Consider the following 21,360-nt stretch of genomic DNA (forward strand, 5'->3'; position numbering starts at 1 on the left):
AAGTATGTCTGATGTAGAACAAAAAGATACTGTCATTATCGGTGCTGGACCTGGCGGCTATGTTGCAGCTATTCGAGCAGCTGAATTAGGACAAAAAGTTACTATTATTGAAAAAGAATATTATGGTGGCGTTTGTTTAAATGTTGGTTGTGTTCCTTCTAAATCTTTGATTCAAGCAGGTCATCGTTTACATGAAGCTCAAGATGGCTCAACTTATGGGATTGCCACTAGTAATGTAAAACTTGATTTTTCCAAGACTCAAGCTTGGAAAGATGATAAAGTTGTTAAACGTATGACTAATGGCGTTAAAATGTTGTTGAAAAAGCATAAAGTTGAAATGGTCGAAGGCGAAGCTTTCTTAGACAATGATCATCAATTACGGGTTATGTCTACTGGACCTAAACAATTTATGGATAATGGTGGCGGTCAAACTATTCAATTTAAGAATTTGATTATTGCCACTGGTAGTCGTCCAATTGAAATTAAAGGCTTTAAGTTTGGCGATCGTGTGCTTGATTCAACTGGTTTATTAAATGTTAAAGAAGTTCCAAAGGAATTAGTCATTGTTGGCGGTGGCTATATTGGAACTGAATTAGCTGGTGCCTTTGCTGATTTAGGGTCACACGTTACTATTCTTGAAGGTACGGATAAGATTATTCCTAATTTTGAACGCGACATGGTTAAAATTGTTGAAAAGAATTTGAAAGCTAAGGGTATTGATATCGTTACAAGTGCCATGGCTAAAGAGGCTAAATCTTCTAAAAATGATGTTGCTGTCACTTATGAAGTTGACGGTAAAGCTTCAACAATTAAAGCTGATTATGTAATGGTTTCTGTTGGACGTAAACCAAATACTGATAATTTTGGTTTGGAAATGACAAGTGTTGAATTAACTGATCGTGGTTTGGTCAAAGTTGATGAACAGGGTCGTACTAATGTACCAAATATTTATGCTATTGGTGATATTGTAGCTGGTCCTGCGTTAGCACACAAAGCCTTCTTTGAAGGTAAGACGGCTGCAGGTGCTATCTCTGGTGAAAAGACAGCCAATGATTTCTTAAGTGTTCCAGCAGTTTGCTTTACTGATCCTGAAATGGCTAGTGTTGGTTTAACTGAAGCTGACGCTAAAGAACAAGGCAAAGAAGTTAAGACTGCTAAGTTCCCATTTGCTGGTAATGCGCGCGCTGTATCATTAGATAGTGCTGATGGCTTTGTTAAATTAGTTGCTGATAAGAAGACCGGTACGATTCTTGGTGGACAAGTAGTTGGACCAAGTGCAAGTACTTTAGTTTCCGAATTAAGTGTTTTGGTAAATTGTCAATTGAATGAGGAAGATGTTGCTCTAACTATTCATCCACATCCAACTTTAGGTGAACCAATTCAAGAAGCAGCAGATGTGTTAATGGGTTACCCAACCAATATTTAATTTTATTGATTAATTCTGAAAAAATCGGCGTTATGCGTCGATTTTTTTGTTGTTTTGCCATAAAATTGGGTTGAAATGGTTATTATTTTATGACATATGACAAAGGATTTTCTATATATGATTGACTTATTGAGGATACAAAAGCAAGTTTTATATATATTGACACAGGTTCAAAAACAATTGAGAAGTAATCGTACTTTTAAGCAAGTACAAGAAAAATCGGGCCGAACAGATCTAGTAACTGAAAGAGATATTAATATTGAACAGTTGATCATTCAAAACTTGAAACAGCAATTTCCACAAGCACGTTTTGTGAGTGAAGAAGGATTTGGAGATCAAATTCATGATGTGCGTGGACTGATTTTTTATGTAGATCCAATTGATGGAACGATGAATTTCGTTAAGTTACATGATCAATTTGTGTCAATGATTGGCGTTTATTTTAACGGTAACCCAGTATTTGGAGCTATAGCGGATGTGATGGCAGACAAATTATATTACGGTGGTCCTAAAATTGGGAGTTTTATGAATGGTCAAACCCTAACAACATTAGCTAATAGCCATCTAAAAGAAGGCTTAGTGATGATTAGTAATCGCTTTTTAGATCAGACTAATTATCAAAAAATAAGACAAACAAGTTGTGGTTTACGTATTTATGGCAGTGCAGGCATTAGTTTTTTACATTTGATTAATCAACAAGAAATTCTGTATATCTCACAACTGCAACCTTGGGACTTAGCGGCTGGGTGGGCCATTGGTTGCTCGCTTGGGCTCCAAGTGCAAACCATTGACGACACCCCAATAAATATGTTACAATCACAAACTGTAATTATCGGAACAGAACGCGCAACAAAAGAAGCTAAGAAACTATTATCTTAGTTGATGAGCTGTGATCGTATGTATCACAGCTTTTTTATACACTGAGATCCAATGGAAGGAAGCTAAGTTTTGAAAACAAGAGAAGATATTCGCAATATTGCTATTATTGCTCACGTCGATCATGGAAAAACAACATTAGTTAATGAACTTTTAAAACAATCAGATACATTGCCTGAACATATGGAATTAGGCGATCGAGCAATGGATTCCAATGCCATTGAAAAAGAACGTGGAATTACAATTTTATCTAAGAATACTGCTGTTAAATATCAAGGAACGCAAATTAATATTTTGGATACTCCGGGACACGCCGATTTTGGTGGCGAAGTCGAACGGATTATGAAAATGGTTGATGGTGTTTTGTTGGTTGTTGATGCTTATGAAGGTACCATGCCACAAACTCGCTTTGTGTTGAAAAAAGCTTTAGATCAACATTTAACACCCATTGTTGTGATCAATAAGATTGACCGTCCTGGTGCCCGTCCGGAAGAAGTAGTGGACGAAGTTTTATCATTGTTTATTGATTTGGGTGCTGATGAAGATCAATTGGAATTTCCAGTAGTCTATGCTTCAGCTGTTAATGGAACTTCTAGTTATGACTCTGATCCTGAAGCACAAGAGCATACAATGAAGCCAGTTTTTGATACTATTTTAAAGACAATTCCCGCTCCTGTTGACAACAGTGATGAACCCTTACAATTTCAAGTTGCGATGTTAGACTATAATGATTATGTTGGTCGTGTCGGCATTGGTCGTGTCTTTCGTGGTAAGATTAAAATTGGTGATCAAGTTTCTGTTTTGAAGCTTGATGGTTCAAAACAAAACTTTCGGGTAACGAAAATTTTTGGTTTCTTTGGGTTAAAACGCGTTGAAATCCAAGAAGCGCAAGCCGGTGATTTAATTGGCCTATCGGGTATGGAAGATATCTTTGTTGGTGAAACGGTTACGCCAGTAGATCATCCTGATGCTTTACCAATTTTACGGATTGATCCACCAACCTTGAGAATGACCTTCTTGGCGAATGATTCACCATTTGCTGGTCGTGAAGGTGATTTGGTAACTGCTCGGAAAATTCAAGACCGTTTGGAACAACAATTGCAAACCGATGTTTCTTTAAAGGTTGAAGATGCTGGTACTGCAGGTGCTTGGATTGTTTCGGGCCGTGGAGAACTACATTTGTCCATTTTAGTTGAAGAAATGCGGCGTGAAGGCTTTGAACTGCAGTTATCTCGACCGGAAGTTATTTATGAAGAAGTTGATGGCAAAGTTTGTGAACCGTTTGAATTAGTGCAAATTGATACTCCAGATGAATATGTTGGAACAATTATTGATTCAATGGCTCAACGTAAAGGTGAAATGAAAAATATGGAAAGTACCGGTAATGGTCAAACACGGTTAACTTTCTTAACACCTTCACGTGGTTTAATTGGTTACTCTTCTGAATTTTTATCTCAAACGGGTGGCTACGGTATTATGAACCATGCTTTTGATTCATATCTTCCAGTTATTAAAAACTGGGAACCAGGCCGGCGCAGTGGCGCTTTAGTTTCCATTAATCAAGGTCCATCAACGACTTATAGTTTACAATCTGTGGAAGATCGGGGCCAGTTATTTATTGGTGCTGGTGTTGATGTCTACGAAGGAATGATTGTTGGTCAAAGTAGTCGGGATCAAGATATTGCGGTTAATGTTACTAAGGGTAAAAATTTGACGAATACGCGGGCATCTGGTAAGGATCATGCTGCTGCTATTAAAACACCAAAGAAGATGTCTTTGGAACAGTCCATCGAATTTTTGAATGAAGATGAATATTGTGAAGTTACTCCACAAAGTATTCGCTTGCGGAAAAAGATTTTAAATACTAATGAACGTAAAAAAGCTGATAAAAAGCGGAAAGTTGTTAAAGATTAAAACTTTAACTGCTATGAGCTGAACATCAACAAGTAATTAATTGATTATTTTTTATTTGTAATTCAGGCAATCTTTCGATCCAATTTGATTGAAAGATTGCTTTTTATATATCAGAATAAATCGTTTTAAAAATGATATAATAAAAAAAACTAAGAAAAGAGTGACAGTAGATTATTGAAGGTTAAATTGAAAAATTTGGATTATTGGATTTTAATTCCTTTTATTGTTCTTTCGGCTTTAGGGGTAATCATGGTCTATTCAGCTAGTTCTAATGCAGCGGTTTTGCAAGGAATGACCAACTTAGTTTATTTAAAGCGGCAATTAATTTATGTAATAATCGGATTCTGTTTATGTTTATTATTTTATTTATTTAAAATTGATTTGTTAAAAAGTCGGTTTTTTGTACAAATTTTTTTAATTGGTGTCACAGTACTGTTAATTTATTTATTACTACGAAAACATTTTCGACCAACTTCGATGATTAATGGTGCGTCAGCTTGGATTAAAATCGGACCGATTAATTTGCAACCGTTGGAATTGGCTAAATTAGCTTTGATTTTGTACTTGGCTAAAGTTTTGAGTGCTCGCACTTTAAGAATTCGCCAACAAAATTTAGTTCCAATGTTGCAAGAATTATTTCCCCCCATTTTGTTATCGGGCTTGATTATTTTACTGACGCTCTTACAACCAGATCTTGGGGGCGCGGCTATTTTAGCATCCATTGTTTTTTTACTGACATTTAGTTCAGGCGTTGATATGAAATATGTTGTGTCCGTAATCTTGATATTAGTGGCGTTATTTGTGATTGCTTATTTTTGGTTTAAGCATCAATTAGTCGTTGGCGCTAACTCGTCTTATAAGTTGAAACGGTTAATGGCTTTTTTCCATCCATTTGAGTTAGAAAAAACAGGCGGGATTCAATTGGTTAATTCTTATTATGCGATTAATAATGGTGGTCTGTTTGGTCGCGGCCTGGGTAATAGTATTCAAAAGTTGGGTTATCTACCTGAACCATATACCGATTTTATTCTTGCAATTATTAGTGAGGAACTGGGTGTGGTTGGTGTGATTTTAGTTTTAGGATTACTCTTTATTTTAATTGCCCGTATTGTTTATTTAGGGTTGCATTCCACCAATGCTTATTGGACATTGTTATGTTATGGCATTGCTACCTTGTTGTTTGTACAAACTTCGTTTAATGTTGGTGGCGTTGTAGGTTTATTGCCCATTACAGGTGTGACGCTACCGTTCATTAGTTATGGTGGTTCTAGCCAATTAGTGTTGTCAATTTGTATTGGAATTTGTTTAAATGTTTCTTTAAATCTTAAAAGAACCGCTAAGCTAGAGAAAGTAGGTTGATGAATTAATGAAATTAACACCACGACAGGAAATTATTGTCTGGATGTCTAATAGTCATCCTAGTAAGAGATTGCGCCGTTTTGGGACAGTAATATATGTGTCCTTTAAAATGAATTATGCCATCATGTATTTAGATCAAGCTAATCTCCAGAGTCAAATTAAGGTCATTGAAAAGTTATCATTTGTTACCAAAATTGAATTGTCACCCCGGCAAGATTTAGAAACGGATTTTGATGATAAGATTGGGAACGTGGCTAGTTTATTAATTCCGGAAGAACAAGATAAACGAATAAATAATAATGGGGGTAACGAGTAATGCGAGTGATCGCCGGAACTTTCCACGGGTTAAATTTATTACCAGTTAAAGGTCGTAATACGCGACCAACAGGGGCAAAAGTTAAAGAAGCCATGTTTAATATTTTGGCGCCATATTTATCCGCTGTTACTACTGGTTGTGATTTGTTTGCCGGCACGGGATCTTTGGGGATTGAAGCTGTTTCCAGAGGGGTCGAACAAATGTATTTAGTCGATTCTAGCCAGCAAGCTCAACAAACCATTCAAGCTAATGTTTTGAAAACACATGCTGAACCTCAGTTTCAATTGCTAAAAATGACCGCAGAAAAGGCTTTAACAGCTTTACAACAAAAACAAGTCCAACTAGATCTGTTACTCCTCGACCCACCTTATGCACAACACGTTACTGTAAAATTAGTTCAACAAGCGATACAATTAGGCTTAATGGCATCGGGAGCCCTTATTGTGATTGAAACGGATTATGCTTTACAACCACCTGATTTGCAGCAATTTACAGTCATTGCAAACAAGCAATATAATCAGACCTATGTTCAAGTATGGCAATTAAATTAAAGAGGTAATAACGGAAATGGTGAAAAAAATTGGTGTTTATGCTGGTAGTTTTGACCCTGTAACTAATGGTCATTTAGATATTATCACGCGTGCGAGCCGTTTATTGGATCAGTTATATGTAGTGATTTTAAATAATACGAGTAAAAAATATACTTTTTCTTTTACAGAAAAATTAACGTTATTAAACCAAGCAGTTGCTTCCTTACAGTTAGATAATGTTCATGTACAATTGGCTGCTGATCAGTTATTAGCCACGGTTGCGCAACAATTACAAGCACATTGGTTGGTGCGCGGCTTGCGCACAGCGGATGATTTAAATTATGAGATTTCAATGCAACAAATTAATCAATTGCAAAATGCTGATTTAGAAACAATTTATTTAGTAGCTAAACCCCAGTATATGTATTTATCTTCCAGTATGGTTAAGGAAGTGATTGCTTACGGTGGGCAAGTGGATGGGTTGGTTCCCGAGGTCGTAGCCAAAGCATTAACGCAAAAGTTGCAGTCTCAACAATGAAAGCTAAACATTGGTTAATAACTTTGATAGTTGTGGGATTATTAATGTTACTATTTTTTTGGCCCTTGCCCGCTTTTATTGAGTCTCCCGGCTCAGCTAGTCATACTGATCAGGTGATCACCGTTAATCATCATAGCAAGTCGTCACCGTTATTATTTACGACAGTACAAGTGATGCAGGCGACGCCTATCACTTGGCTAATAGCGCACGTTTTACCTTATCATGAGGTCTTGAGTCAACAAGATTTAATGGCTAACGATAATACAACTGAATATGCGCAAATGCAGAAGTATTATATGAGAAATGCCAGTAATAATGCCATTGCTGCCGCCTTTAAAGAAATTCATCGGCCGGTTAAGCAACACTATCAAGGTGTTTATGTTTTGTCAGTTTTAAAAAACTCCCATTTTCAGCATTCTTTACACGTGGGTGATGTCATTACTAAAGTTAATGGCCGGGCTTTTCAAAGTTCTCAGGGATTAATGCATTATCTTCAACGTAAAAAAGCCACTGAGAAAGTAGCAGTTACTTATCAACACCGAGGCAGAATCCAAACAGCACATCAAAAACTGATGCGTTTGCCACATGAAAAGAAATCTGGTTTAGGGATTCAATTAGTTGATAAAGTTCAAGTTCAAACTAATCCTCAGGTGAAAATTAACGCTGGTTCTGTTGGGGGACCATCGGCAGGACTGATGTTTACGTTGCAAATTTACGAGCAATTAACTCAACAAAATTTGACCCAAGGGCAAATAGTAGCTGGCACGGGTACTATTACGCCACAAGGTCAAGTGGGGCCGATTGGCGGGATTGATAAAAAGGTGGTGGCAGCTGACCGCAAAGGTGCTAAGATCTTTTTGGCACCACGTGATCCAGTAACGCCAGCTAAATTAAAACTTGATGCACATTACCAAAGTAATTATCAATTGGCTAAAAAAACGGCTCAAAAGTTGCATTCTTCGATGAAGGTTGTACCAATCTCTAATTTAAAACAGGCCATTCATTATTTAAAAACGCATCCTTAGAAAAAAAGGGGCGTTTTTTTTGTAATTAAAATTGGGTGATGAAGAATGCAGAAAATAAAAAATTGGTTAGTAGCTTATTGGCAGTGGTTAGTTGGAGGACTAATAATTTTGGCAGTAGTATTGTGGAAATTTTGGCCCAGCTCCTTAACACCTACGAAAAATGATCCGCCAACAGTGCAACAGACAACCATGGTTAAATCTACTCCTAAAAAATCTCCAACGACGATTGTCGTTGATGTGCAAGGTGAAGTGAATAAACCGGGAGTTTATCATTTATTAGCATCGGCGCGGATTTATGATGCTATTCAACATGCCGGGGGACCCACGGCTAATGCCAATCTCAAGGGTATTAATCAAGCCCAAAAATTACACGATCAAAGTCAAGTCATTGTCCCAGATCAAACCACAGCTGCACCGAATGCGAATGCCGCTGCCACAACCGCGACTACGACAGCCAATGCAAGTGTTAATTTAAATTCTGCAACGGCTGAAGAATTGCAGCAAGTTAATGGTTTAGGACCGAAAAAAGCACAGGCAATTATTCAGTATCGGCAAGATCATGGTAGTTTTACTAAAGTGGAAGATCTGACTAATGTCAAAGGATTTGGTGAAAAGACCGTGGACAATTTGAAGGATCAATTGTGTGTTTGAACGAGGTTGGTATTTATTTGGAGCTCTTTTTTTACAATTAACCATTGCTTTTGTAATCACTCAGAATGTTTGGTGGCTGATTTTAGGTATCGGTGTGATTGGCATTGTCTTACGCCATCAAAAATATTCAGTTTTAGTGCTGCTAACGGTGATGGGAGTGCTGGGGTGGATAATCGGTCAACAACCGCATATTGCTCAACCACAAACTCATGTCATTACAGTTTATCCTGATCAAGTTACCAACCGAACTAATTGGTTGTATGGTCAAGGACAAATTAATGGTTCACAGAAAGTTAATGTTGGAATCAATAGTAATTTTCAAGTGAAATCCCCCCAAATTATTATCCTACAGGGAGATTTTGTTTGGCAAAAAATCAAGCCCGCCACTAATCCAGGAGAATTTGATTTTCAAAAATATGAACGAACGCAAAAGATTTATTATCAAGCTACCGCTCAACATGTTCAAATCAAGTTACGAGCTCCCCGGGGAATAATTGAGTGGTTACACATTTGGCGTTATCGCTTGTTGTTACAAGTGTACCATTTACCACATTGGTTACGTTTAAATGCTAGTAGTTTGTTATTGGGACAATTTGATAATCAAGAGCAAGATTTGCGGCAAGGATTAACAAACTTAGGTATTATTCATATCTTTAGTATTTCGGGGTTGCATATTTACTTATTGGTTAATTGGATCAGCCAATTGGCAGGGGCTTGTAAACTTCGTAAAGAGTATGTTGATTGGCTAATTTTAGTCAGCTTACCAGCGATTGTTGTATTAACCGGTAGTGGTATAGGTGTTTGGCGAGCTTGTATCAGCCAAATTTTAAAAATGTTAAATGAGAAATATCGTTGGTATTTATCCCGCAATGATATCTTTGCGGGGACTTTGATTATTCATAGTTTTTTGATGCCACAAGTCCTGTGGACATTGGCAGGACAATTGAGTTATTTATTAGCTTATGGCTTAATTGTCTTGCAACAGAAAACGGTGTGGCAACAATCATTGCTGATGAATTTATTGAGTTTACCAATTTTAATTTTTCATAATTACAGTTTTAGCTGGTTAACGTTTTTAGCTAATTTATGTTTGACACCGATCTTTGAAAAAATGATTATCCCGCTAACTTTAATTAGTGTTTTTTTAAGGCAAGCTAATTGGTTGATTACTCCGCTGGAATCTTTGTTTACTTTGATTTATGCGCCAATTCAAGTATTAGCCCATGCTTCCTGGTCGCAAGTGACGGTTGGTAAAATTAATCTGGTAGTTTTATTACTGCTGTTATTTATGACCTTAGTTATCGCTCAACATCCCACCAAAACAGTTTTATTAGGCTTGCTGATTGGTTATTGTTGCATTATTTTGTTTAACCGCTATCCAATGACCGGTGAAGTTAGTTTGATAGACGTGGGACAGGGCGATAGTATTTTAATTACGACGCCTTTTTTTAAACGCACCTATTTGATTGATACTGGTGGAAAATTAAATTTTGGTCACTATCATTCGACTAATAATCGGGTTCAATCTATTACCATTCCATACTTGCGGTATCGAGCTATTACGCATTTGGATGGGGTGTTTTTATCACATCAAGATGCTGATCATATTGGTGATTTGAAAGTTTTATTACAAAATTTTCCGGTTAAGCATGTTTATTTAGCAGACGGGATGCAAAAAATACCGGCAGTTGTGCGGCAATTACAACCGTTTATGCATAAAATTGCAATTGTTAGATTACATGTCCATGATCAAATTTTATTACCCCATCAAGATTTTATGCAAGTGGTCTGGCCTCCACATTTATCTAATGGAAAAAACGAAGATTCACTGAGTTTAATAGTGAGTTTACAGGGCAAGAAATGGCTTTTTACGGGTGATTTAGATCGTGCCCACGAATTAAAATTATTTAAGCAACATGCTCCTAGAATTGATTTTTTAAAGGCGGGGCATCATGGTAGTAAAACAGCCAGTTCTCAACGCTTTTTACAACAAATTAAACCAAAATTAGTATTAATCTCTGTCGGGCGCCATAATCGTTATGGTCATCCTAGTCCGGAAACACTACGGACACTCAAAAAATTGCACATTCCTAATTTAAGTACAGCAAAACATGGTATGATTACTTGGAATTACAATTATGACCACCAGCAGAAATGGCGAGTTTTTTCAAGGAAAGAATTAAATGAAAGTCAATGAATTACAACAATCATTAAAGCAACAACAAATCGCACCCTTGTATTTAGTCGTGGGTTCTGAAAGTGAACTGATGCAACAAGTACGACAAATTTTTGTGCAATATTTGACGCCGGAAGAACAAGAGTTAAATGTGGCGGAATTTGATTTAGAGCAAGTCGATGTGCAAGAAGCTGTCGGTGAAGCTAATACTTTACCCTTTCTAGGTGAGCATCGTTTGGTACTAGTTACTAATCCAATCTTTTTGAGTGGTAATAAAAATAAAACGGGAATTGAGCAAAATGTGGCAGCACTCATAGACTATGTACAAGATCCACAATCAACAACTATTTTTGTGATTTTTGCGCCATATGAAAAATTAGATCAGCGTAAAAAAATTACGAAAGTATTGAAGCAAAAAGCACAAGTAATCGATGTGCAAAAATTAACCACTCAGTCTTTACAAAGTACTCTGCAAAAACAGATTACGGCTCAAGGCTTTACGATTGTGCCGGCGGCTTTAACAGCATTAATTCAACGAACCAAAGGGGACTATTCACTCGCCAATTCAGAATTAAAGAAATTGTTTTTATATGCGCAAAAGCAAAAAATTATTGATTTAGCTATGGTGCAACAATTAGTGCCCCAGTCTTTGGATGATAATGTTTTTGATTTGTTAGATGCCATTTTACAGCATAATTTACGGCAAGCTGAAAATTTATACCAACAATTGTTGATCCTAAATAATGATCCAATTTTGTTGACAGCATTAGCTCAAAGTCAAATTCGGGTATTGTTGCAAGTGAAGATTTTGGCTGGTCAGGGAATGTCACAAGGAAAATTGGCACAGTTTTTACAGATTCATCCTTATCGAGTGAAATTAGCGTTACAGCGAATTAAAAATTACGATTTAGGACAATTAAAAAAAGCCCTTTCCGACTTAATCGAAATGGACTATCAAATGAAGACAGGTCAGGCCAATAAAACGCAATTATTTGAATTGTTCATGATTGCGTTCATTACAAATAAAAAGACGGGCTAAGGTCCGTCTTTTTTAGGGTTAATTATTTAATTTTAGCGGCCAAACGTGATTTATCACGTGCAGCTTTGTTTTGTTTAATTAAGCCCTTGGACTTAGCCATATCAATGGCACGTGCAGCTTGACGATATAATTCTTGAGTATCTTCAGCGCCATTAGCAGCAGCAGTTTCAAACTTCTTAATAGTAGAACGCATTGCACTACGTTGAGCAGTATTACGTTCATTTGCTTTGGCAGATGTCCGTACACGCTTAATAGCTGATTTAATTTGTGGCATGTTCAATTCACCTCCGTGACCATCCCAATACCCTAAAAGTATACTAAAATCAGCTTCGATTTGCAATCATTCTGAAATAAATTCTTGATTTTTTCGACAGCTTAAGTTATATTCAACTATGTATTAGCTATGCTTTGTTTGTTGTGACACCGGCGCAAGCACAGTTTAGCTGAATTAATTTTATGAAGGTGGTTTTTGACATGGCAATAACTAAAGCAAAGAAACAAGAATTAATTGAAAAGTACGGTCGTAAAGCAGGCGATACTGGTTCTCCAGAAGTCCAAATTGCAATTTTAACTTATGAAATTAACAATTTGAACGATCATTTGAAGATCAACAAGAAGGATCATCATTCTTATGTTGGTTTGTTAAAGAAGATCGGTCATCGTCGTAATTTATTAGCTTACTTACGGAAGAGCGATATTAATCGTTACCGTAATTTGATTCAAAGTTTAGGCTTACGTCGTTAATAATTATCCGAAATTTAAGGAACTGTTCGAATTTATTCGAACAGTTTTTTTGTGGTTTGGATTTGAGAATTCTTTGCTGACAATCCCCCAGTCAAATTTTGAAATTTTACAGTGATAAGTCAATTCCAGATTGGTGTTTTGTATAAAAAATTAGAGAGTTGTGCTACAATGAGACAAACGCATTCAGGTAGTCACGAAGTGACAGCAAGATCTTGCAAGATTTTGAAATACTTAACAGCAGAAGGGTGAGATATTTGGCAAATTTAAAAATAATTCCGTTAAGTGGCTTACGAGAAAACGGAAAAAATATGTATGCCGTTGAATACGGGGATGAAATTGTTATTTTAGATTGTGGATTACAATATCCGGAAAATGAATTATTGGGAATTGATGTGGTGATTCCAGATTTTACTTACATTCAAGAGAATATCGATAAAGTAGTCGGGGTCTTTTTAACACATGGTCATGCTGATGCAATTGGAGCTTTACCTTATTTAGTCGGAGACTATGATATTCCCGTTTTTGGTTCCAAATTGACAATTGAGTTGGCCAAAATTGCAATTAAAAATAATAAAAATAGTCGTAAATTTAATAATTTTCAAGTAATTGACGCGCAAACGGCGATTGATTTTGAGCAATTGAGTATTTCCTTTTTCAAAACAACGCATTCGATTCCTGATTCTTTGGGAGTAGTGGTTCGGACACCAGTTGGTCAAGTGGTTTATACGGGTGATTTTAAATTTGATCAATCAGCAGATTCAATTTATCAAACTGATTATCAGCGTTTGGCCGATATTGGTCGAGAACCAGTTTTAGCCTTATTAAGTGATTCGGCTAATGCCGAATCACCTTATCCAGCAGCGGATGAGCGGGATATCTATAATTATATTTGGGAAACTTTTGAATACCAAACGGGGCGGATAATTGTCGCTTCGGTCGCTTCTAATATTTTACGGATGCAACAAATCTTTAATGCTGCGCAGAAGACGCAGCGCAAAGTGGTGTTGACAGGTCAAAGTGCATCAAAAATTGTACGGACGGCGATTAAGTTAAATTATTTGACGGTGCCAGATGGTTTATTAGTCAGTGCGCGTCAAGCTGAAAAATTACCCAAAAATCAAGTTGTCATTATTGAAACTGGCCGCATGGGCGAACCAATCAAGATTTTACAAAAAATGGCTACTAGTCATCATCATTTTTACCATATTGAAGAGGGCGATTTAGTCTTTCTAACGACGACACCATCACATGCAATGGAAACGACGGTTGCCAAAACGCGGGACTTGATTTTTCGTGCGGGCGGTGAAGTTAAAAGTTTAAGTGACTCGGGGTTGTATACCTCGGGACATGCTGCCAAAAGTGATTTGCAGTTGATGATTAATATTTTACGACCTCAAAATGTAGTTCCGATTCAAGGTGAATACCGTAATTTGGATGCACATTTGCATATTGCTTTAGAAACCGGATTAGATCAAGATCATGTCTTTGTTTTAAAAAATGGTGATGTTTTAAGTTATGAAAAACAACAGTTTCATTTAGCTCAAGCAGTAACTGCTGGTGATACTATGATTGATGGTGTGGGCATTGGTGATATTGGAACCATTGTTTTGCGCGATCGGCAATTATTGTCCCAAGATGGTGTCTTTATTGCTGTAGTAACTATTGATCGCAAGAAAAAGAAAATTATGTCTCAGCCACAGATTACAGGCCGTGGTTTTGCTGGTTTGGAAGAAAAGCCGGAATTACTGGCTGGCAGTCGCGAGGTGGTTGTGCGAGCAGTAGAACATAATTTATTGCATAAAGACTTTGATTGGTCGGAACTGAAACAAGACGTTCGTGAAGACTTGAATCATTATTTATGGGAACAAACTAAGAGTCATCCAGTTATCTTGCCAGTTATCATGGAAGTTAACCAAAATCGGCATCGTAAAGCGCAGCATAGTCATCAATAATTAATGAAGTTATGTGTAAAGAAGTCAAATGCTAAAGAAGCTTATCGTTTAGTAATTTGACTTTTTTACTACCTAGAGGTAATTAAACTTGGAAGAAAAAAGCTATCAAGCTCTATTACAAGCAGCTCAAGAATATCAACGAACAAAGAATTATTTAGCCGCTGCGGAATCGTTAGATCAGGCTTATCTACTCCAACCGAGCTTTTCCGTCCAATTGGCGTTAGTTAAAGCAAGACATCAAGCCCAACAGGATCAATTGGCTTGGCAATTACTTCAGCCTGATGTAGAGCGTTTTTTAACTACGGCATCGAATTTAGCCTTGGTGATTGATGTTTTGATTGGAATCAATAATTTCCTTCAGGCCCAACAATTATTATTACAAGCGCCGTCGGATTTAAATTCTATTAAAAAAAAGTTACAAATAGTAATTGACCAACATCAACAGCGTTACTATCAACGACATTTAACTGAAATTAAACAGTTAAAACAGCAGATTTTATCCATTGTAACCTTGCCTTTAATGCAACAATCTAATTTGATTTTACAATTACATTGTTTAACGAGTTGGGATTTTGAACAAAGCAGTCAAGTGCTTTTGCAAAACCCTTATTTGCATCCGTTATTGAAAGCGGGCTTGACGGAAGATTTAGTCAAGTTACAAATTCAACATCTCGTTAAAATTAATTTTTATGGTACTGACAAAAAGTTTTTGCCAGCAAAAACCCCGTTAATTTATCAATTGAATAGTTTAGTTAGTTGGCAAAAACAGCTAGTGGATAATCGTTTAAAGGATGAAACCAATTTATTAGCGGCAATGTTATATCCGTTTACGGATCAGATTATTTGCGATCCAGATTTATGGTTGCAGCGGATCAAATCTCGCTGGGAGAATGAAAAAAATACCCAATCACTTGAAAAACCAGCAAAAGCTGTTAAAGTAGATAAGTGGTTGGATAAATTAGATGAATTATTAAGTTTATTCAATTAATTTAGAAAATTGGTTTACATTTGATAACTCAGTTTGTATACTACTAAGAGTATATTTTTGGTCGGTATCGCTTTGTTTTTGGAACCAAAAGTAGTATAATTCTTGCATAAAGAGTTGTCTTTGCAATACTCTTTATATTTTTTTGTGAAGATAATTCAGATGACAAACAGGAGGTTTCTTTTCATGGCAGAAAAAGAACATTATGAAAGAACTAAGCCCCATGTAAATATCGGTACAATCGGTCACGTTGACCACGGTAAAACAACTTTAACAGCTGCAATTACTAAAGTTTTGGCTGATAAAGGTTTAGCTAAAGCTGAAGATTATTCTGATATTGACAAGGCTCCAGAAGAAAAAGAACGTGGGATTACAATCAACACTGCTCACGTTGAATATGAAACTGAAAAGCGTCATTACGCTCATATTGATGCCCCAGGACATGCTGACTACGTTAAAAACATGATCACTGGTGCTGCTCAAATGGACGGCGCAATTTTGGTTGTTGCTGCAACTGACGGCCCAATGCCTCAGACTCGTGAACATATCTTGTTAGCTCACCAAGTTGGTGTTGACTACATCGTAGTCTTCTTAAACAAGACTGACTTAGTTGACGATGACGAATTAGTTGACTTAGTTGAAATGGAAGTTCGGGAATTATTATCCGAATACGATTATCCTGGGGATGACATTCCAGTTATCCGTGGATCCGCTTTGAAGGCTTTGGAAGGTGACCCTGAACAAGTTAAGGTCATTGAAAAGTTAATGGATACGATTGATGACTACATTCCTACACCTCAACGTAGTAATGACAAGCCGTTCTTGATGCCTGTTGAAGATGTCTTCACAATTACTGGTCGTGGTACTGTTGCTTCTGGTCGTATTGACCGTGGCGAAGTTAAGATCGGTGATGAAGTTGACATTGTTGGCTTGCATGATGAAGATGGTCATTCAACAGTTACTGGTTTGGAAATGTTCCGTAAGACGCTTGATTTAGGTGAAGCCGGCGATAACGTTGGTGTCTTGTTACGTGGTATCAACCGTGATCAAATCGAACGTGGTCAAGTTTTGGCTAAGCCAGGTTCCATCCAAACTCATAACAAGTTTAAGGGTGAAGTCTACATCTTAACTAAAGAAGAAGGTGGACGTCATACTCCATTCTTCTCTAACTATCGTCCACAATTCTATTTCCATACAACTGATGTTACTGGTGTTATTGAATTACCTGATGGCGTTGAAATGGTTATGCCTGGTGATAATGTAACTTTTGAAGTTGACTTAATTGCTCCAGTTGCTATCGAAAAAGGTACTAAGTTTACTGTCCGTGAAGGTGGACGTACTGTTGGTGCCGGTGTTGTTACTGAAATTTTAGACTAATTTTCATGGCAACTAAAAGTCTGGTGCGCCAGACTTTTTTTGTACATAAATTTTGGTCTAATAACGCTTTGGAACATTTACAAGTTATTTTATTTAGGGTAAGATGGATAAAGTATGAGATAATTAGTACCGGAGGGATATTATGGCTGCTAAAGCTGAATGGACGAAAGAAAAAGATCAAGATGGCAAATTAACTTTTGAAATTGATCAAGAGACAATTAAACAAGGATTAGATACCGCATTTAAACGTGTACGCAAAACTTTAAATATTCCGGGTTTTCGGAAGGGTAAAGTGCCACGTGTGGTCTTTGATCAAATGTATGGTGAAGAAGCATTATATCAAGATGCTTTAAATGCCGTTTTACCAATGGCATATTCTCAAGCAATTGATGAAACTGAAATTAAACCTGTTGGCCAACCAGAAATTTCAATTGATAGCATGGAAGCTGATCAACCTTGGAAAATTTCTGCAACCGTCGCTGTGGAACCAGAAGTAACTTTGGGTGACTATAAAGGTTTAGAAGTTAAGAAGCAAGATACTACAGTTTCTGCTGAGGATGTTGACAAAGACTTAGAACGTTTGCAAAAACAACAAGCTGAATTGGTCTTGAAAGAATCCGGCAAATCACAAAAAGGTGATACTGTTGTGATTGATTATAAAGGAACAGTTGATGGCAAAGCTTTTGATGGTGGTAGTGCCGAAAATTATTCATTAGAATTAGGTTCGAATTCTTTCATTCCAGGCTTTGAAGATCAATTAATTGATCATGAAAGTGGCGATGAAGTGGATGTCAAAGTTACTTTCCCAGAAGACTACCAAGCTAAAGATTTAGCGGGTAAAGAGGCTCATTTTCAAACGACAATTCATGAAATTAAAACCAAAGAATTACCAAAATTAGATGACGATTTTGCGAAAGACGTTGATGAAGACGTTGATACTTTGGCAGAATTGAAAACGAAGATTGAAGATCGTTTGAAAAAGCAACGGAAACAAATGGCTGAAGATGCAATTGAAACTGAAGCTGTTGATAAAGCTATTGATAATGCAACCTTCGAAGCAATTCCGCAAGCAATGATTGATACTGATGTTCAAAATCAAATTGATCAATACTTGGGCAACATGCAACGTCAGGGTATTAATCCCCAAATGTATTATCAAATGACTGGTACCACTGAAGATGATTTAAAGAAGCAATTTAGTCAAGATGCTGAAAAGCGCGTTAAGACTAACTTATTGTTAGAAGCTATTGTTAAAGCTGAAAATATTGAAATTACGGCTGAAGAACGTGATCAAGAAGTTAAAGAATTAGCAGCTGATTATGGCATGCAAGAAGATGCTGTCAAGAATGCTTTGTCTGAAGAAATGCTTGACCATGACATTGCAATCAAGAAGGTCGTTGATTTAATGACTGATTCTGCCGTACAAAAATAATCATTTTGATCAAATAAAAAGCATTTTTCATTTCCCAGAATTTTTGTGGAGGAATTGAAAGATGCTTTTTTTTTATTGACTAATTATTGTCAGTAGCTATTTACTTTGCAACTTTAGCATAATTAGCTTTAATGGCAGTTACTGATTTTTGATAAGCTTGTTGTTCAGTTGCATCTAAAGGTACTGGTACGATGGCGCTAACACCGGTTTGGCCGACTACGGCAACTTGTCCAATATAAATTCCATTGTGTGCGTCATAAGAACTAACGGGCATCGCAACCTGAGCGTCAGTCAAGACAGCTTCTATAATCTGATTAACAATCGTGGCAATACCGTTGTTAGTATATTCTTTGCCAAAGAAGATTTCATAACCACCGTTGGCTGTGTCATGGGTTAGTTGTGGTAAATCTAACGTCCAATTGTCAAGCGTTTGACCAGCAACCTTGACACTAGACCAAGCGACAAATAATGTGTCCCCGTGTTCTCCTAAAACGTAACCGCTAACATCATGAGGATTATGATTAGTGGCTTTGCCAACTACCCGGTGCATCCGCGCAGTTTCCAAACCGATACCCGTACCAATAATTTTCTGTGGCGCTAAACCAGTTTCTTCTTGTAATAACTTGGCGATCACATCGCAAGGATTGGTGATTGTGACGATGACACCATTGAAACCGGAGGCTTTAATTTTAGGTGCAATTTCATGAACCATCTGACTAGTTAAACCTAGTTCATAGTCCCGCTCGCCACCATGATCTAGTAAAGCTGAGATTTTACCAGGACAAAAAACTAACGCATCTAAATCGCTTAACTGAGACCAATTCTCGGCTTGATAATCTTGAATTTCAATTGTCATGTCGTTAGGTAATAATGCAATTTGATCTTGTAAGTCCAATTGCTCTGACTGAGCCTTTTTCATATTCTTATCGACCAAAACTAATTTGCCGACTTGTCCTCTTTGCGCCATTACTAATGCCGTCGTGGCTCCAACATGACCTTGTCCAATAATTCCAACCTTATTCATATCTGTGCTCCCTACTTTCGTGTATAATTAAGAAGAGTAAAAGTTTCTTTTTTTACTTTTCTTAAGGTCTATGCTAAGCTTTTTATTGCAAAAAAGATAGCTTGAGACTGAAATTGGGAGGAAATAATTTTATGTTTGATAGTACCAGTGATAACGGGGCAATTGTTTGCTCGTTTTGTGGTAAGTCCCAAGACCAAGTCCAACGAATTGTTGCTGGTCCTGGAGTTTATATTTGTAATGAATGTGTTGATTTATGTAAACAAATTATTGATGATGCAGTCGATGAAGAAGAAACTCTCGAAATTACGGATTTACCTGCACCCAAAGAAATTATGGCCATTTTGGATCAATATGTCATTGGTCAACAACAAGCTAAGAAAAATTTGGCAGTGGCAGTTTATAACCATTATTTACGTGTCAATAGTCAAGTTAAAGATGACGATCAAGCCGTAGAAATGCAAAAAAGTAATATTGCGTTAATCGGACCAACAGGTTCTGGCAAAACGTATTTAGCACAAACTTTAGCCAAAATTTTACAAGTTCCTTTTGCTATTGCTGACGCTACTACGTTAACAGAAGCGGGCTATGTTGGTGAAGATGTTGAAAATATTTTGTTGAAGTTATTGCAAAATGCGGATTTTGATGTCGACAAAGCCGAACACGGCATTATTTATATTGATGAAATTGATAAAGTTGCGAAAAAAAGCGAGAATGTTTCCATTACCCGTGATGTTTCTGGTGAAGGAGTGCAGCAAGCTTTATTAAAGATTTTAGAAGGTACAATTGCTAATGTTCCACCACAGGGCGGTCGGAAACATCCACAACAAGAAATGATTCAAATTAATACGCGCAATATTTTGTTCATTGTTGGTGGGGCTTTTGACGGCATTGAAGAAATTATTAAAAATCGCCTGGGTGAAAAAACGATTGGCTTTGGCATGGACAATAGTCAACAAGTAAATGTCGATGATTCAGCCCAGTTAATGAGTCAAGTTATTCCGGAAGATTTAATGAAGTTTGGGATTATTCCTGAATTTATTGGCCGGATTCCAGTTATTACGACTTTGGATCAATTAACCCGGAATGATTTAGTTCAAATCTTAACCCAACCTAAGAATGCCCTAGTTAAGCAATATCAACGCTTATTTGCTTTAAATGATGTCAAGCTAGAGTTTAATCAAAATGCTTTAGAAGCAATGGCCGATTTAGCTTTGAAGCGCAATACTGGTGCGCGGGGCTTAAGATCAATTATTGAAGCCACTTTGATGGATACGATGTATGAAGTGCCTAGTCGGGACGATATTAAGCGCGTGGTGGTTACGAAAAAGTCAGTTGAAGGTTCACAAAAGCCTTCACTATATGATAGTAAAGGTAAGGTTGCCTAAACTAATGCAGATTAAAGATGTTACTATGGACTTAAGTGCCGTGAGTGCTAGTCAGTATCCTACTGATGGTTGGCCTGAAATTGCCTTGGCGGGGCGGTCTAACGTTGGCAAATCATCCTTAATTAATACTTTAATTCAACGGAAAAATTTTGCACGTACTTCTAGTACTCCCGGTAAAACGCAAACTTTGAATTTTTACGGAATTAATCAGCAGTTATACCTGGTTGATGTTCCCGGTTATGGTTATGCGAAAGTTTCCAAACAAAAGCGGGCGGCGTTTGGCGCAATGATTGAAGAATATTTGACCACGCGCAAACAATTACGGGGAATGATTATTCTAGTAGATGGTCGCCGGGCGCCCAGTGCAGATGATGTTTCTATGTATCAATTCGTCAGTTACTATAAAATTCCGACATTGGTAGTGGCCACGAAGATGGATAAGGTTAAACGCAATCAATGGAATAAAACGGTCTCACTAGTTAACCATACGTTAGACTTGAATCAACGTGATTCATTACAATTATTTAGCTCAATGACCAAAGCAGGCCGCGATGAAGTTTGGACTTGGATTGCAGATCATTGTTAACTGATATTAGTATATTTAAAAAAAA

At 37.1% G+C, this 21,360-nt stretch carries 20 protein-coding genes; 18 read left to right on the plus strand and 2 right to left on the minus strand.

Going from position 1 to position 21,360, the window contains the following annotated elements:
- Window positions 1-4: 4 nt before the first annotated feature.
- From lpdA to holA, 11 genes are all read left to right on the plus strand, one after another.
- Window positions 5-1,426, plus strand: a complete 1,422-nt coding sequence (gene lpdA / locus AC3B6D_RS07455; RefSeq protein WP_489757849.1) for a dihydrolipoyl dehydrogenase — start codon at window positions 5-7, stop codon at window positions 1,424-1,426.
- Between the two features lie 117 nt (window positions 1,427-1,543).
- Window positions 1,544-2,305 carry an inositol monophosphatase family protein gene (locus AC3B6D_RS07460; protein WP_489757850.1) on the plus strand — a complete coding sequence of 254 codons (762 nt, stop codon included), beginning with the start codon at window positions 1,544-1,546 and terminating at the stop codon, window positions 2,303-2,305.
- Window positions 2,306-2,374: 69 nt separating this feature from the next.
- A complete protein-coding gene (gene typA, locus AC3B6D_RS07465) occupies window positions 2,375-4,216 on the plus strand; it encodes a translational GTPase TypA (protein ID WP_489757851.1) in 1,842 nt (613 codons plus the stop codon).
- Window positions 4,217-4,402: 186 nt separating this feature from the next.
- Complete coding sequence (locus AC3B6D_RS07470; RefSeq protein WP_489775289.1) at window positions 4,403-5,575, plus strand: FtsW/RodA/SpoVE family cell cycle protein; 1,173 nt, start codon at window positions 4,403-4,405, stop codon at window positions 5,573-5,575.
- Window positions 5,576-5,582: 7 nt separating this feature from the next.
- A complete protein-coding gene (locus AC3B6D_RS07475; RefSeq protein WP_489757853.1) occupies window positions 5,583-5,891 on the plus strand; it encodes a YlbG family protein in 309 nt (102 codons plus the stop codon).
- A complete protein-coding gene (gene rsmD / locus AC3B6D_RS07480; RefSeq protein WP_489775290.1) occupies window positions 5,891-6,442 on the plus strand; it encodes a 16S rRNA (guanine(966)-N(2))-methyltransferase RsmD in 552 nt (183 codons plus the stop codon). The genes AC3B6D_RS07475 and rsmD overlap by 1 nt, the downstream gene beginning before the upstream one ends.
- 16 nt (window positions 6,443-6,458) lie before the next feature.
- Window positions 6,459-6,959 carry a pantetheine-phosphate adenylyltransferase gene (gene coaD / locus AC3B6D_RS07485; RefSeq protein WP_489757855.1) on the plus strand — a complete coding sequence of 167 codons (501 nt, stop codon included), beginning with the start codon at window positions 6,459-6,461 and terminating at the stop codon, window positions 6,957-6,959.
- Entirely contained in the window at window positions 6,956-7,984 is a 1,029-nt protein-coding gene (locus AC3B6D_RS07490; protein WP_489775291.1) for a SepM family pheromone-processing serine protease, read from the plus strand. Before coaD ends, AC3B6D_RS07490 begins: the two co-directional genes overlap by 4 nt.
- Window positions 7,985-8,029: 45 nt before the next feature.
- Window positions 8,030-8,635, plus strand: a complete 606-nt coding sequence (locus AC3B6D_RS07495) for a ComEA family DNA-binding protein (protein ID WP_489757857.1) — start codon at window positions 8,030-8,032, stop codon at window positions 8,633-8,635.
- Window positions 8,628-10,832, plus strand: coding sequence for a DNA internalization-related competence protein ComEC/Rec2 (locus tag AC3B6D_RS07500; protein ID WP_489757858.1), 2,205 nt, complete (start codon window positions 8,628-8,630; stop codon window positions 10,830-10,832). The genes AC3B6D_RS07495 and AC3B6D_RS07500 overlap by 8 nt, the downstream gene beginning before the upstream one ends.
- Complete coding sequence (holA, locus tag AC3B6D_RS07505; protein ID WP_489769718.1) at window positions 10,819-11,850, plus strand: DNA polymerase III subunit delta; 1,032 nt, start codon at window positions 10,819-10,821, stop codon at window positions 11,848-11,850. Before AC3B6D_RS07500 ends, holA begins: the two co-directional genes overlap by 14 nt.
- Window positions 11,851-11,872: 22 nt before the next feature.
- Here holA and rpsT read toward each other — a convergent pair whose 3' ends face one another.
- Entirely contained in the window at window positions 11,873-12,124 is a 252-nt protein-coding gene (gene rpsT / locus AC3B6D_RS07510; protein ID WP_489757860.1) for a 30S ribosomal protein S20, read from the minus strand.
- A gap of 200 nt (window positions 12,125-12,324) precedes the next feature.
- On the opposite strand from rpsT, the gene rpsO reads away from it, so the two are divergent.
- From rpsO to tig, 5 genes are all read left to right on the plus strand, one after another.
- On the plus strand, window positions 12,325-12,594 hold the full coding sequence (gene rpsO / locus AC3B6D_RS07515; RefSeq protein WP_489757861.1) for a 30S ribosomal protein S15: 270 nt from the start codon (window positions 12,325-12,327) through the stop codon (window positions 12,592-12,594).
- A gap of 254 nt (window positions 12,595-12,848) precedes the next feature.
- The gene (locus tag AC3B6D_RS07520; protein ID WP_489757862.1) at window positions 12,849-14,546 is read left to right on the plus strand and encodes a ribonuclease J; all 1,698 of its coding nucleotides are present in this window, start codon (window positions 12,849-12,851) and stop codon (window positions 14,544-14,546) included.
- Window positions 14,547-14,634: 88 nt separating this feature from the next.
- Window positions 14,635-15,534, plus strand: coding sequence for a hypothetical protein (locus AC3B6D_RS07525; RefSeq protein WP_489775292.1), 900 nt, complete (start codon window positions 14,635-14,637; stop codon window positions 15,532-15,534).
- Between the two features lie 183 nt (window positions 15,535-15,717).
- Window positions 15,718-16,908 carry an elongation factor Tu gene (gene tuf / locus AC3B6D_RS07530; RefSeq protein ID WP_489757864.1) on the plus strand — a complete coding sequence of 397 codons (1,191 nt, stop codon included), beginning with the start codon at window positions 15,718-15,720 and terminating at the stop codon, window positions 16,906-16,908.
- Window positions 16,909-17,050: 142 nt separating this feature from the next.
- The gene (tig, locus tag AC3B6D_RS07535) at window positions 17,051-18,340 is read left to right on the plus strand and encodes a trigger factor (protein WP_489757865.1); all 1,290 of its coding nucleotides are present in this window, start codon (window positions 17,051-17,053) and stop codon (window positions 18,338-18,340) included.
- Window positions 18,341-18,440: 100 nt separating this feature from the next.
- Here the strand turns inward: tig and AC3B6D_RS07540 are convergent, their stop codons facing one another.
- Window positions 18,441-19,364 (minus strand): lactate/malate family dehydrogenase, encoded by a 924-nt coding sequence (locus tag AC3B6D_RS07540; protein WP_489757866.1) that lies wholly within the window; start codon window positions 19,362-19,364, stop codon window positions 18,441-18,443.
- A 131-nt stretch (window positions 19,365-19,495) separates the two neighbouring features.
- On the opposite strand from AC3B6D_RS07540, the gene clpX reads away from it, so the two are divergent.
- Both clpX and yihA read left to right on the plus strand, forming a co-directional pair.
- Window positions 19,496-20,749: an ATP-dependent Clp protease ATP-binding subunit ClpX gene (gene clpX, locus AC3B6D_RS07545; protein WP_489757867.1), complete on the plus strand. Its 1,254-nt coding sequence runs from the start codon at window positions 19,496-19,498 to the stop codon at window positions 20,747-20,749.
- A 4-nt stretch (window positions 20,750-20,753) separates the two neighbouring features.
- Complete coding sequence (gene yihA / locus AC3B6D_RS07550) at window positions 20,754-21,335, plus strand: ribosome biogenesis GTP-binding protein YihA/YsxC (RefSeq protein WP_489757868.1); 582 nt, start codon at window positions 20,754-20,756, stop codon at window positions 21,333-21,335.
- Window positions 21,336-21,360: the final 25 nt, after the last annotated feature.

The organism is Bombilactobacillus sp. ESL1097 (genome assembly GCF_058107205.1).

Bases quoted from the DNA above. Each gene is read 5' to 3' on its own strand.
- lpdA (WP_489757849.1), top strand. From the start codon at position 5: ATGTCTGATGTAGAACAAAAAGATACTGTCATTATCGGTGCTGGACCT.
- AC3B6D_RS07460 (WP_489757850.1), top strand. From the start codon at position 1,544: ATGATTGACTTATTGAGGATACAAAAGCAAGTTTTATATATATTGACA.
- AC3B6D_RS07475 (WP_489757853.1), top strand. From the start codon at position 5,583: ATGAAATTAACACCACGACAGGAAATTATTGTCTGGATGTCTAATAGT.
- rsmD (WP_489775290.1), top strand. From the start codon at position 5,891: ATGCGAGTGATCGCCGGAACTTTCCACGGGTTAAATTTATTACCAGTT.
- coaD (WP_489757855.1), top strand. From the start codon at position 6,459: ATGGTGAAAAAAATTGGTGTTTATGCTGGTAGTTTTGACCCTGTAACT.
- AC3B6D_RS07490 (WP_489775291.1), top strand. From the start codon at position 6,956: ATGAAAGCTAAACATTGGTTAATAACTTTGATAGTTGTGGGATTATTA.
- AC3B6D_RS07495 (WP_489757857.1), top strand. From the start codon at position 8,030: ATGCAGAAAATAAAAAATTGGTTAGTAGCTTATTGGCAGTGGTTAGTT.
- holA (WP_489769718.1), top strand. From the start codon at position 10,819: ATGAAAGTCAATGAATTACAACAATCATTAAAGCAACAACAAATCGCA.
- rpsT (WP_489757860.1), bottom strand. From the start codon at position 12,124: ATGCCACAAATTAAATCAGCTATTAAGCGTGTACGGACATCTGCCAAA.
- rpsO (WP_489757861.1), top strand. From the start codon at position 12,325: ATGGCAATAACTAAAGCAAAGAAACAAGAATTAATTGAAAAGTACGGT.
- tuf (WP_489757864.1), top strand. From the start codon at position 15,718: ATGGCAGAAAAAGAACATTATGAAAGAACTAAGCCCCATGTAAATATC.
- tig (WP_489757865.1), top strand. From the start codon at position 17,051: ATGGCTGCTAAAGCTGAATGGACGAAAGAAAAAGATCAAGATGGCAAA.
- AC3B6D_RS07540 (WP_489757866.1), bottom strand. From the start codon at position 19,364: ATGAATAAGGTTGGAATTATTGGACAAGGTCATGTTGGAGCCACGACG.
- clpX (WP_489757867.1), top strand. From the start codon at position 19,496: ATGTTTGATAGTACCAGTGATAACGGGGCAATTGTTTGCTCGTTTTGT.
- yihA (WP_489757868.1), top strand. From the start codon at position 20,754: ATGCAGATTAAAGATGTTACTATGGACTTAAGTGCCGTGAGTGCTAGT.